13 protein-coding genes are annotated in these 11631 nt (G+C 40.0%); 11 read left to right on the forward strand and 2 right to left on the reverse strand.

The annotated features are described in order from the left end of the window. Positions 1 to 17: 17 nt before the first annotated feature. From HB912_RS02940 to HB912_RS02955, 4 genes are read left to right on the forward strand one after another with little or no spacing between them, the layout of a single operon-like run. Positions 18 to 1499: a sulfatase family protein gene (locus HB912_RS02940; RefSeq protein WP_185372134.1), complete on the forward strand. Its 1482-nt coding sequence runs from the start codon at positions 18 to 20 to the stop codon at positions 1497 to 1499. A 37-nt stretch (positions 1500 to 1536) separates the two neighbouring features. Then, the gene (locus HB912_RS02945) at positions 1537 to 2652 is read left to right on the forward strand and encodes a radical SAM/SPASM domain-containing protein (protein ID WP_185372135.1); all 1116 of its coding nucleotides are present in this window, start codon (positions 1537 to 1539) and stop codon (positions 2650 to 2652) included. Then, entirely contained in the window at positions 2649 to 3431 is a 783-nt protein-coding gene (locus tag HB912_RS02950) for a sulfite exporter TauE/SafE family protein (protein WP_185372136.1), read from the forward strand. The genes HB912_RS02945 and HB912_RS02950 overlap by 4 nt, the downstream gene beginning before the upstream one ends. Before the next feature lie 12 nt (positions 3432 to 3443). Continuing rightward, positions 3444 to 4301, forward strand: coding sequence for a formylglycine-generating enzyme family protein (locus HB912_RS02955; RefSeq protein WP_185372137.1), 858 nt, complete (start codon positions 3444 to 3446; stop codon positions 4299 to 4301). A 105-nt stretch (positions 4302 to 4406) separates the two neighbouring features. On the opposite strand, the gene HB912_RS02960 is transcribed toward HB912_RS02955, so the two are convergent. Next, positions 4407 to 5750 (reverse strand): MATE family efflux transporter, encoded by a 1344-nt coding sequence (locus HB912_RS02960; RefSeq protein ID WP_185372138.1) that lies wholly within the window; start codon positions 5748 to 5750, stop codon positions 4407 to 4409. A 148-nt stretch (positions 5751 to 5898) separates the two neighbouring features. Here HB912_RS02960 and HB912_RS02965 point away from each other — a divergent pair, with 148 nt between their 5' ends. The 3 genes from HB912_RS02965 (at position 5899) to HB912_RS02975 (ending at position 8624) form a co-directional block, all read left to right on the forward strand. Beyond that, positions 5899 to 7191 carry an NCS2 family permease gene (locus HB912_RS02965; protein WP_185372139.1) on the forward strand — a complete coding sequence of 431 codons (1293 nt, stop codon included), beginning with the start codon at positions 5899 to 5901 and terminating at the stop codon, positions 7189 to 7191. A 64-nt stretch (positions 7192 to 7255) separates the two neighbouring features. Next, positions 7256 to 7714 (forward strand): signal peptidase II, encoded by a 459-nt coding sequence (lspA, locus tag HB912_RS02970; RefSeq protein ID WP_185372140.1) that lies wholly within the window; start codon positions 7256 to 7258, stop codon positions 7712 to 7714. Between the two features lie 4 nt (positions 7715 to 7718). Next, a complete protein-coding gene (locus tag HB912_RS02975) occupies positions 7719 to 8624 on the forward strand; it encodes an RluA family pseudouridine synthase (RefSeq protein WP_036071703.1) in 906 nt (301 codons plus the stop codon). On the opposite strand, the gene HB912_RS02980 is transcribed toward HB912_RS02975, so the two are convergent. After that, a complete protein-coding gene (locus HB912_RS02980) occupies positions 8610 to 8825 on the reverse strand; it encodes a hypothetical protein (RefSeq protein ID WP_185372141.1) in 216 nt (71 codons plus the stop codon). The two genes, HB912_RS02975 and HB912_RS02980, sit on opposite strands and share 15 nt — an antisense overlap. An 83-nt stretch (positions 8826 to 8908) precedes the next feature. Here HB912_RS02980 and HB912_RS02985 point away from each other — a divergent pair, with 83 nt between their 5' ends. From HB912_RS02985 to HB912_RS03000, 4 genes are all read left to right on the forward strand, one after another. Then, positions 8909 to 9145, forward strand: a complete 237-nt coding sequence (locus HB912_RS02985) for a nucleoside/nucleotide kinase family protein (RefSeq protein WP_185372142.1) — start codon at positions 8909 to 8911, stop codon at positions 9143 to 9145. After that, complete coding sequence (locus tag HB912_RS02990; protein ID WP_185372143.1) at positions 9082 to 9426, forward strand: P-loop NTPase family protein; 345 nt, start codon at positions 9082 to 9084, stop codon at positions 9424 to 9426. Before HB912_RS02985 ends, HB912_RS02990 begins: the two co-directional genes overlap by 64 nt. A gap of 189 nt (positions 9427 to 9615) precedes the next feature. After that, complete coding sequence (gene pyrR, locus HB912_RS02995; RefSeq protein ID WP_036071700.1) at positions 9616 to 10164, forward strand: bifunctional pyr operon transcriptional regulator/uracil phosphoribosyltransferase PyrR; 549 nt, start codon at positions 9616 to 9618, stop codon at positions 10162 to 10164. Positions 10165 to 10317: 153 nt separating this feature from the next. Continuing rightward, entirely contained in the window at positions 10318 to 11604 is a 1287-nt protein-coding gene (locus HB912_RS03000) for a solute carrier family 23 protein (protein WP_036071697.1), read from the forward strand. Positions 11605 to 11631 lie beyond the last annotated feature (27 nt).

Genomic DNA, 11631 nt, shown 5'->3' on the forward strand with positions numbered 1-11631 from the left:
AGAAAGAAGGAAATGAAATGCGAGCTGTCATGGTTATGTTTGACACACTTACGCGAGACTTTCTTCCAAATTACGGAAATGATTGGGTAAAAGCCCCAAACTTTGACAAGTTAAGAGAAAAAACGATTACATTTGATAACTTTTATGGAGGAAGTATGCCGTGTATGCCTGCTAGAAGGGAATTGCACACGGGGCGTTATAATTTTATGCACCGGATGTGGGGCCAACTAGAACCCTTTGATCACTCAGTTTTTGAAGTTTTACAGAAGAATGGAATTTATTGTCATCTTGTAACAGATCACTCTCATTATTTTGAAGACGGTGGCGCCACCTATCATAATCGCTATTCTACGTGGGAAGGATTCCGGGGACAGGAAGGAGATCGGTGGGTACCGAGAAAGAATCGACAAGAAGAGAATACAAATCCTTTAAACAAAACTGGAATTTCTGCTGAACAACATTATGCGAATCGAACAAGGCAGAGAAATGCGGAAGAAATGTCAAGTGTTAAAACAGTGGAAGCAGGAATTGAATTTTTAAAAACTTATCAAGAAGAAGATAATTGGTTTTTACAAATTGAATGCTTCGATCCGCATGAGCCTTTTTATGTTCCAGATGAGTTTCGAAAGCTTTACGAAAACAATCCAGGGGAAAATCCATTTTTTTGGCCTAGATATGGGCGTACAGATGATTCTATAAGTGATGAGGCGCTTTTGGAACTTCGAAATGAATATGCAGCTTTAATCTCCTTGTGTGACCAAAACCTAGGGAAACTACTTCAATTTTTTGACCAACAGAATATGTGGGAAGATACACTTATCATAATTAATACGGACCATGGTTTCTTGCTTGGGGAGCATAATTGGCTTGGAAAAAATATAGCGCCAATGTACGAAGAAATTATTCACCTTCCTTTCTTTTTAAGCCATCCGGATTTGGAAAAAGGGAAGCGCTCGACAATGCTTAGTCAAACCATTGATTTACCTGCAACATTGCTTGATTTTTTTGAGATAGACAATCAGTTGGATATGGATGGAAAATCGATAATTGGGGCACTGAAAAAAGAGCCTTCCGTACATGAAAACCATAGAGAGATCATTTTTGGAACAAATGGAGGGCATGTTAATATCTTTGATGGTCGTTATGTTTATATGCGCGCATCTGTGCATCCTTCCAATGGACCTGTCACCATTCAAACGCTAAATTTTGCTCAAATGAGGGGTTTTATAAAAAAAGAAATTCTTGATCAGATGCGCTTAAAAGAAGGTAATCGATTTACGAATCAATACCCCTATGCAGAACTTGAAGTTTCAACGTTTATTGATTCTTATTCCACCGGACACTTATTGTTTGATCTTGAAAAAGATAAAGCACAAGAAGAGCCGCTGGATAATCCGGAAATTGAAGAAAAAATGATTCAAAAACTTCTTGAAGTTATGAAAAAAATTGAAGCACCGAAAAGCGAATTTGTTCGTCTCGGACTGGAAAATTATTTATAAATTTACAGGAAATGAAAGCAGAATTGAGGAAGTAACTATGAAGCATGTTTCAGTTTTAATTAAGCCGGCCTCTTCTTTATGTAATATTCGGTGTAAATATTGTTTTTACACAGATGTTAGCTCACTTCGAGAGGTCAAGTCTTATGGTAAAATGTCTCTTGAAACTGCAAAAAAAATGATTGCAAATATTTTTATAGATTTAGAAGAGGGAGATCATTTAACACTTAATTTTCAAGGCGGTGAACCAACGCTTGCAGGACTTTCCTATTTTGAGTTCATTGTTAGAGCAGTGAACGAGCAAATGAAGAAAGTGAAAGTTTGCTATGCCATACAAACGAATGGATTGCTGATTGATAGAACGTGGTGTGATTTTCTTAAAAAAAACCAATTTTTAGTGGGGCTTTCTTTAGACGGTACAAAGGAATTGCATGATAAAAATCGAGTGGATCCGAAAGAAAAAGGTACTTTTTCTAAAGTAGTGGAAGTAAAGAACTTGTTTGAAGAATATCAAATTGACTATAACATACTTTGTGTATTAACTAGTGAATTGGCTAGTCAGCCTGAGCAAATCTATTCGTTTATCCAACAGGAGAATATTGGTTTTATTCAGTTTATCCCTTGTTTGCCAGATCTTTCTTTAAAATCACCAACGAAATATGCCTTATCTCCAGAAGGATTTAAAAATTTCTATCTGTCCATTTTAGAACAATGGTTCATTGAATTGCGGGAGGGGACATATCGAAGCATAAAACTGTTCGATGACCTTATTCATCTATTGGTAGATGGAGAAATTACTGCTTGTGGAATACTAGGAGAATGTCAAATGCAGTATGTGATAGAAGCAGACGGAAGTGTTTATCCTTGTGATTTTTATGTGTTAGATACTTACCGACTGGGATTTATTCAGGAGCTATCTATTCGGCAACTATTTAATCGTGGGATAACTAGTCCATTTATTTGCGAAAGAAAAAAGCGACCGAGTTTTTGTAGCAAATGTCCTTTCGAACAAATGTGTCTTGGGGGATGCAAAAGAATGAAGGATTGCATGTATGTAAATGAGGAAGAAAACATGTGTGGCTATCAATCCTTGCTCGAAGTTTTTATTCCACAAATAGATGAAATCTTGAAATGCTTAACGCAGGTGAAAGTATGACTGGGATTTTATATTTCTTCGTCATCATTTTCGCTAACATGGTGGGAGCCATTTCTGGAATGGGTGGGGGCGTCATCATTAAACCTATTTTAGATTTGATTGGTAGGCATTCGGTTGCTGCCATATCTTTTTATTCTTCCACAGCAGTTTTTACGATGGCTATTGTTTCTACTTTTCGTCAAATAAAAAGTGGCGGTATTCATTTGAATGTGGTTCGTGTACTAAGTGTGTCTGGTGGTGCTATTGTTGGTGGCATTCTAGGGAATGTTTTATTTGATTACCTTTTAGGTTACTTTGGGAAAGGGAGTTCAGTTCAGCTCGTTCAAATTATATTGACGATTATCACGCTGATTTTTGCATTTCTGTATTCAAGATATGAATGGAAAAGTTTCCATTTGCACCATTTGGGGTGGTATATTTTCTGTGGAATCATACTTGGCTTTTTAGCTAGTCTACTAGGAATTGGTGGGGGGCCAATTAATGTTTCTCTTCTCATGTTAATGTTTGCAATGCCCATTAAAGAAGCTGCAGTTTACTCGATTTGTACCATTCTTTTTTCGCAATTTGCAAAACTCACAACGATGGCTACCACCACAGGTTTTTTAATGTATGATTTATCTATGTTATTTTTTGTTATCCCTGCTGCTTTTCTTGGCGGATTATTAGGGGCAAAAATTAGCAATGTTCTCTCTCCAGATAAAGTAACAATTGTTTTTCAAAGTGTTATTCTAGTTGTTTTGTTGATTAATATCTATAATGGTTGGCTATTATTAAAATAAGGAAGTGATGGCTTGATTTCTATAGCAAAGGGAAGTTATAAAATTGGAACAGATGCTAAAGAAGGCTTTGAATTTGATCAAGAAGGTCCCCAAATATCAGTTGAATTACCTGCCTTTTATATAGATGCAACCACAGTCACTAATCAAGAATTTCAAGAATTTGTTCAGGATACAAACTATGTGACAGATGCAGAAAAATTTGGTTCTTCATTTGTATTTCATTACTTTTTAGACGAAGAAACAAAACAAATCAGTAAAAAAATAAATCAATTAAGTTGGTGGTTTGAAGTAGCTGGCGCAAACTGGAAACACCCAGCAGGACCGAATTCCTCGATTAGGGAAAAAATGGATCATCCGGTAGTACAGGTTTCTAGAAATGATGCCATTGCATTCAGTAATTGGGCCGGAAAGAGACTTCCTACAGAAGCGGAATGGGAAGTTGCAGCAAAAGGTGGTACGGATAGAGAACGTTATCCTTGGGGAGAAGATTTTTTACAAAATGGGACATATCACTGTAACATTTGGCAAGGAGATTTTCCGCTTGAAAATGAGGGGTTAGATGGTTATATGGATACTGCTCCTGTTCAAACGTATGAGCCGAATTTGTATGGTTGCTATCAAATGATCGGAAATGTTTGGGAATGGTGCTTAAATCCTGCTAGAATCAGCTTGAACGAATTTAATCGTTATTCAGCAGATCACTTTTGGAAAAATTTCCAAGGAAAAGATGATCAAATGTATGCGATTCGAGGTGGATCCTTTTTATGCCACCAATCTTACTGCAAGCGATACCGAATCGCAGCTCGTAATGGCAATTCCGGAATGTCTGCAAGTAACAATTTAGGTTTTAGATGTGCAAAAAATGTTTAAATGAAAAACTTCATTTCATTGAAATCTATTTTGTGTGTTTTAAGATAAAAGACCTCGAAAACACTTTTTTCGAGGTCTTTTTAGAATGAAAGAATGCTAAGCTTTTCAAAATGTATAATTCTTTTCGGTATAGCGAACACGAATCGAAAGAATAAAAGCAGCAGTGAAAAGTCCTGTGCTGAGTCCAATCCAAAAACCATAAGCGCCAAGTGAGCTATAGGATAAGAAAATCCCAACAGGAAGACCTACAATCCAGTAAGAGATGAAAGCAACAACTGAAGTGATAGCGACATCTTTATAGCCACGAAGCGCTCCAAGTACTGGTGAGAGGAGAGCATCAGCAAACTGGAATAAAATAGCATATAGTAAAAAGTGTGTGATCAAAGGAATTAAATTTCCATCACTTGAGTAGAAGCCTGCTACTTGTTCCCGGAAAAAGAAAAGGAGAGTACCGTTTAGCATTCCTATAAAAATGGCTGTGATCATTCCTATATGGCGGTAAGCTTTAGCGCCATCAATCCGCTTTGCACCGGTTTCAAAACCGACAAGAATCGTAAGTGAACTTGCGATGCTAAGGGGAAAGGCGTAAAGCAATGTACTAACACTGTTTGCCGACTGATGAGCAGCAATAATATCTGTACCAAAACGACTCATTAAGATGGTGACTGCGGAGAATATACCCGTCTCGAATAAAATCGTTAGACCATTTGGAATGCCGATTTTAAGGATTTCCTTGATTTTTTGGAAGGAAGGGACGGATGGTTTACTGAAAATTTGAAAGTGCCGAATTTTACGGTGTGTCTCAATCAGCAAAATGGAAACGAGCAAAACAAGCCAATAGGTAATTCCTGTTGCATAGCCGCTTCCAGCACCTCCAAGTTCAGGAAAGCCAAAGTTTCCAAAAATGAGAAGGTAATTAAGTAAGATATTAACAGGGACGGTTGCAAGTGTAATCACCATACTGACTCGCGTTAAGCCTAGTGAATCAATAAAAGAACGCAACACTGCCGACAGGAAAAAAGCTGGAAGTCCAATAGAAATTCCTGTCAGAAAATGCCTTGCCGTCGATGCAACAGTGTCATTCAAGTGCATGTGTGTCAAAAGAATCGGAACTAGAAAAAGATTTATAAGGATGAGGATAAAAGCAATAATCAATGCCACATAAATACCATTATGAACGGTGGCTTTTACTTTTTTGTCTTGTTTAGCGCCGATAAGTTGTGAAACAATTGGAGTAATAGCCATAAGAAATCCGGTCAAACTCGCGTTAACAGGGGACCAAAGTGAGCTTCCGATTGCAACTCCAGCAAGCGCTGTGCTTGAATAATGCCCACTCATTGTTGTATCAAAGAAAGTCATTGAAAAAAGAGCTAATTGTGTGATGACAATTGGAAAAAAGATGATGAAAAATTGTTTCCATCTTTCGAAATAACTACTTGCCTGCTGCATGAATTTCCCTCCCTAACGCAAGAATTATAGCACAGAATGACGCCTTTAGGAGAATTTACTTTTAACTATTTTTCTGCTATAATGGGAAGCCGTGACAAGGCGTATCCTTGTGGGCTGGGAGAGGGACAATTTTATATAGAGGTTATTTATGAAGAAACAACTCGATCGGATTTTTAAGTTAAGAGAGGAAAAAACTTCGATCAAACAAGAGCTTCTAGCAGGCGTTATTGGCTTTTTCACCGTCGTTTACATTATTGCTGTGAACAGCTCCATTTTAAAGGAAGCGGGCATGAGCTACGAAGGAGTCGCGCTCGCAACAATTTTGGTTTCAGCACTTGGCTGTATCTTAATGGGTTTTTGGGCTAATTTGCCGCTCATCTTAATGCCAGGTATGGGAATTAATGCGCTTTTTACGTATAGTCTTGTTCAGGGCGCAGGTCTTTCGTTTGAACAAGCCTTGGCTGTTGTATGCGTATCAGGCGTGCTTTTCATGATACTCGCCTTTACGCCACTTGCACAGCTTTTGAATGAGGCCATTCCGCTCATTTTAAAGCAAGCCATTACAGTAGGGCTCGGTCTTTTTTTGATTTTTCTTGGACTGGAAAAAGGAAAAGTTATTATTCGCGGCTCACACGCTATTTTAGAACTCGGGGCATTAAATGACAAGTTCGTCCTTGCAACCTTGTTAACGCTTCTTGTGACGATGATTCTTATTATCCGCAAGATTCCCGGTGCCTTTTTAATTAGTTTACTTCTAGGAACTGGGATTGGCTATTTATTTGGCGTAAATGGTTCATTCACTGGTGCTGCTTCGCTCAGTTTTGAGCCGTTAAAAAAGGTTTTCATGCAAATGGATTTTAGCGGGGTGACAGAGGTTGCATTTTGGAGTGGCGTGTTTTCACTCACGATGGTTGTTGTGTTTGAAACGGTTGGATTAACATTTGGTCAAACTCGCCAACTCGGGCACGAAAAGCGATTAGGAAAAGTGCTTCAAACAAGTTCCGTCATGGTATTTCTTTCCGGGATTTTTGGGACTAGTCCAACGGTTTCGGCGCTTGAAAGTGGTTCGATGTCTGCGAGTGGTGCTAAAACAGGCCTAGCTTCTGTTACAGCAGGACTGCTCTTTTTATCAGCCTTTTTCTTGATGCCATTTCTAGCGGTCATCCCTGGAAGTGCGGTTGCACCAATTTTGATTGTGATCGGGATGTCGATGGTGCAAGAAGTGCGCGAAATGAAATTCGAAAATGAAGCTGATATTTTTGCCTCGCTTTTGATCATTGTTTTCATTCCGTTTACGTATAGCATTGCAGATGGAATCGCGGCAGGATTTGTCGCTTACCCCATTTTAAATGCATTTGTAAAACGAAAAGAAAAAGTATCACGTATCTTGTATGTGATTGCAGCTTTATTTTTACTGCAGTTTATCATACAATGGATATAACACTACTTGAAAGGCTGCCCGAATCAAGCGGAGCAGTCTTTCTTTTGAAAAGAGGGACGCACTTATGTATTATTATTTGATCACACTTCTTGTCCTTATTTTGGATCAAGCGACGAAGTGGATTGTGATTTCGCAGATGGAAATTGGAGAAAAAATCACGGTGATCCCGGGTTTTTTATATTGGCTAAGTTACCGGAATAACGGTGCCGCTTGGAGCATTTTAGAAGGCAAAATGTGGCTCTTTTATATCATTACCGTTTTGGTCTGTGTGGCTATTATTTATATTATGGCGAAATATGCCAAAGGAAAACCACTTTTTTCCATTAGTTTGGCGCTCATTTTAGGAGGAGCGCTTGGCAATTTTATCGACCGGATTCTTCATAAAGAAGTGGTGGATTTTGTTTCAACAGTTTGGGGAAACTATCATTTCCCAATTTTTAATTTAGCGGATGCCTCACTTTCTATAGGTGTTGTTCTGATGCTGATTTACATTGTTTTAGACGATCGGAAAACGAAAGGGTAATCGAATGACTAAAAAAATCGTGCAAGTTGAAGAAAATTTAAACGGGGAACGTTTGGATAAGGCACTTTCGACTTTAACAGGCGAGAGCCGTTCGCTTGTTCAAGTGCTCATAAAAAAACAAGCGGTTCTTGTTAATGGAGAAAAAACAAAAGCGAATTATAAGGTGAAAGCTGGCGATGAGCTGAGCTATGAAATGGAAGAACCTGAAGAGCTTTCTGTTACTCCAGAAAACATTCCACTGGATATTTATTATGAAGATGCAGATGTCTTAGTGGTCAATAAGCCGCAGGGCATGGTGGTCCATCCATCAGCCGGTCATAGCACAGGAACGCTCGTTAATGCGCTACTTTACCATTGTACGGATCTTTCAGGGATTAACGGTGTCGTTCGGCCTGGCATCGTGCACCGGATCGACAAAGATACATCGGGCTTACTGATGGTCGCTAAAAATGACATCGCCCATGAGTCGCTTTCTGAACAGTTAAAAGCCAAAACGAGTGACCGCATTTATCTCGCACTTGTTCATGGTGATATCAAACATCAAAAAGGAACGATTGAAGCGCCAATTGGTCGAGCAAAAGAAGACCGCAAGAAAATGGCCGTAGTGGCGGATGGGAAAGAAGCGCGCACTCATTTCGAAGTGCTTGAACGTTTCGGGGATTATACCCTTGTGAAGTGCGAGCTCGACACTGGACGGACGCACCAAATCCGGGTCCACATGAAATACATTGGTCACCCGCTTGCAGGCGATCCAAAATATGGGCCTAAAAATACGCTAGCAGGAAACGGGCAGTTTCTGCACGCAAGCGAACTTGGATTCCTTCACCCGAGAACAGGGGAGGCTTTGCATTTTAAAGCCCCACTGCCGAAAATCTTTGAAGAAACATTAGAAAAGCTACGTGAAGAGTAAAAAAGAGCCAAATAAAAAACCATTCTTTTCCTCATTAAAAGAATGGTTTTTATGTTTCACTTGGTACAAAGCATCTTTTTTCGTTTTCGTCGCACGCGTTCTAAGATCAAGTGCCGCGTAAGGGCTACGCTTGATTTCGGGATTAAGCAAGCCTTCACGAACACACTTTTCACGCTTTTTTTTGGCTTTTGATTTCGACATCAGCCATTCCTCCTTTTCTCAAACAATATAGAGGATAATACCACAGTGCTACATATTTAGCAATGAAAGAAAAGAGGGTCGCTATGGAAATTTGGATTATAGGTTCAGTTGCGAGCGGAAAAACGACACTCGCAAAAGAGTTACAAAAAGAGCTTGGCATTCCATATTATGAACTGGATGTTTTTGTGCACGGAACAAGCGAAAAAGTGTTAAGCGCTCTAAAGACGAGCAGTGGCAACAAATTAAAGAAATGGATATGGCAGGAAACTGGATTGTGGAAGGGACTTACCGGGAATCTTACCACGATTTATTTACCTTAGCTGATGAGTTAGTCTTTTTGGACCCACCGCTTGCGCTAAGAAGAAAACGCATCTTCCTGCGGTACTTCAAACAAAAATGCAAACTTGAAAAAAGTCGTTATATCCCTAGCCTAAAAATGCTTCGAGCTATGTGCCACTGGACAAGTGAATTTGAAGCGAACCGGTCGAAGTTTTTACAACTGCTAGAAGAGCATGCAAATAGTTTTATTATAATTAAAAACCCATCTGAACTAGATGCCTTTGTTTTGAGTCTAAAAACAAGGCAAGAAAAAAATGCCTAAAAATGATTGACAACAGCTTTATTTTCAGGTAAGCTTGTATCAATTGAAAAGATCCTTTAAATGTAGTCCAGAGAGGCTGAAAAGGTTAACGCTCATTTTGGAGAAGGTTCTCCATTTTAATTCGTGAGGTACGTCTATACCCTTTGCCGCTTTGGCAAAGGTTTTTTTGTATCAAAGAGGAGGTTCCTTATGACAAATCAAGTTGTTGTGATGGACGGAGCAGCAATTACGCGGGCGCTTACTCGAGTGAGCTATGAAATTCTTGAGCGAAACAAAGGCACTGAGAATTTAGCGATCATCGGGATTAAGACACGTGGGATTTACCTAGCGAAACGAATTAAAGATCGGATTGATTCAATTGAAGGGACAGACGTACCGATTGGAAGTGTTGATATCGCACTTTACAGGGACGATCTTAGCTTCAAAAACGAAACCACCAAAGAACCCTCTGTAAATGGTTCAGAGATTCCTTTCTCGCTGGAAGGAAAACGAGTTGTGCTGGTTGATGATGTACTTTACACGGGGAGAACAGTGCGTGCCGCAATGGATGCACTGATGGATATTGGCAGACCGGATCAAATCAGCTTGGCTGTGCTTGCAGATCGTGGGCACCGGGAATTACCCATCCGAGCAGATTTCGTCGGGAAGAACGTCCCTACTTCCAAAGGGGAACGCATCGAAGTCCACTTGGAAGAAGTTGACGGCGCAGAAGATGCTGTCTTTATCTTAAAACCTTAAAAATCGCATACACCACTTTTTAATTGCAGTCCAGAGAGGCAGCGAAGAGTGTATCCATTTTCTAAAGAAAGCGTAGCTAGCTTTCCTTTGGGGGATTTATAAACTCTTCGCAACTTATTGCGAAGAGTTTTTTTGTAGAAGGGAGAATTTATAATGACAGAACAGCAAAACACAGCTTCAAAACCAGTACTTGATATTCATGAAAAGCCGGCGTGGCACCGGTGGATTATTTTAAGCATTCAACACCTTTTCACAATGTTTGGCTCAACGATTTTTGTTCCAAGCGTAACCGGGATGAGCCCAGGGGTGGCACTTGTTTCAAGTGGACTTGGAACCCTCGCTTACCTGCTTATCACACGCGGCAAGATTCCAGCTTACTTAGGCTCATCGTTTGCCTTTATACAGCCGCTTAGCATGTTCATTATGGAAGAACATTCACCTGGATCCGTCATGGTCGGAACGTTCTCTGTAGGGGTAGTTTACGCTATTATCTCGTTGATTGTTTATTATGCCGGCGTAGACTGGATTCAAAAAGTCTTACCACCAGTTGTTGTTGGACCTGTCATTATGGTCATCGGTCTTAGCCTTGCACCAAGTGCCGCAAACATGGCAATGGGAACAAGCGCTGACATTGCGGACTATAGCTTCCGTTCTGTTGCTGTCGCGTTAATTACGCTTGCTGGAGCAATTATCGCCATGATGTTCTTTAAGGGATTCCTTGGGCTCGTTCCTATTTTGTTTGGTTTCTTTGTGGGCTACATCGCGAGCATTCCGTTTGGACTCGTTGATTTCACACTCGTTAAGCAAGCAAGCCTCTTCCAAATTCCAGACTTCACGATTCCATTTTTGGATGCTGACCCAGTCGTAACCTTGACCGTGATTATCAGTATGGCGCCGCTTGCTTTTGTTACGATGGCTGAGCACATGGGGCACCAACTTGTTTTAAATAAAATTACGAATCGCAACTTCTTTAAAGATCCAGGCTTACATCGTTCCTTGCTGGGTGATGGAACTGCGTCAATTATCGCGTCACTTGTTGGAGGTCCGCCTGTTACGACATATGGGGAAAATATTGGTGTACTTGCGATCACACGTGTCTACAGCGTATTTGTGATCGGCGGTGCTGCGGTATTCGCGATTTTGTTTGGCTTTATCGGCTATATCAATGCAATTATCACTTCCGTCCCACAAGCGGTGCTTGGTGGAATTTCCTTCCTACTTTTCGGCGTTATCGCTTCAAGTGGACTGCGAATGATGATTGATAACAAAATTGATTTAAATATTAACCGGAACTTAATTATTACATCCGTCGTTCTTGTAATCGGAATCGGTGGCTTTTTCGTCCAAATCAATTCAGTGAAAATCACTGGAATGGCGATGGCTGCTGTCGTTGGTATTATTCTCAACTTGATTATTCCTGAGAAAAAGAACGCAAAATGAGTTCATAAGGCCTCTTTTAGACCCTCT

It is taken from the genome of Listeria aquatica (genome assembly GCF_014223975.1).
GTDB classification, from domain to species: domain Bacteria; phylum Bacillota; class Bacilli; order Lactobacillales; family Listeriaceae; genus Listeria; species Listeria aquatica.

What these genes read in the sequence shown, in the direction of transcription:
- lspA (WP_185372140.1), top strand. Translation starts at nt 7,256, where the DNA reads ATGTATTATTATTTGATCACACTTCTTGTCCTTATTTTGGATCAAGCG.
- HB912_RS02985 (WP_185372142.1), top strand. Translation starts at nt 8,909, where the DNA reads ATGGAAATTTGGATTATAGGTTCAGTTGCGAGCGGAAAAACGACACTC.
- HB912_RS03000 (WP_036071697.1), top strand. Translation starts at nt 10,318, where the DNA reads ATGACAGAACAGCAAAACACAGCTTCAAAACCAGTACTTGATATTCAT.
- HB912_RS02945 (WP_185372135.1), top strand. Translation starts at nt 1,537, where the DNA reads ATGAAGCATGTTTCAGTTTTAATTAAGCCGGCCTCTTCTTTATGTAAT.
- HB912_RS02975 (WP_036071703.1), top strand. Translation starts at nt 7,719, where the DNA reads ATGACTAAAAAAATCGTGCAAGTTGAAGAAAATTTAAACGGGGAACGT.
- HB912_RS02950 (WP_185372136.1), top strand. Translation starts at nt 2,649, where the DNA reads ATGACTGGGATTTTATATTTCTTCGTCATCATTTTCGCTAACATGGTG.
- pyrR (WP_036071700.1), top strand. Translation starts at nt 9,616, where the DNA reads ATGACAAATCAAGTTGTTGTGATGGACGGAGCAGCAATTACGCGGGCG.
- HB912_RS02990 (WP_185372143.1), top strand. Translation starts at nt 9,082, where the DNA reads ATGGCAGGAAACTGGATTGTGGAAGGGACTTACCGGGAATCTTACCAC.
- HB912_RS02940 (WP_185372134.1), top strand. Translation starts at nt 18, where the DNA reads ATGCGAGCTGTCATGGTTATGTTTGACACACTTACGCGAGACTTTCTT.
- HB912_RS02980 (WP_185372141.1), bottom strand. Translation starts at nt 8,825, where the DNA reads ATGTCGAAATCAAAAGCCAAAAAAAAGCGTGAAAAGTGTGTTCGTGAA.
- HB912_RS02965 (WP_185372139.1), top strand. Translation starts at nt 5,899, where the DNA reads ATGAAGAAACAACTCGATCGGATTTTTAAGTTAAGAGAGGAAAAAACT.
- HB912_RS02960 (WP_185372138.1), bottom strand. Translation starts at nt 5,750, where the DNA reads ATGCAGCAGGCAAGTAGTTATTTCGAAAGATGGAAACAATTTTTCATC.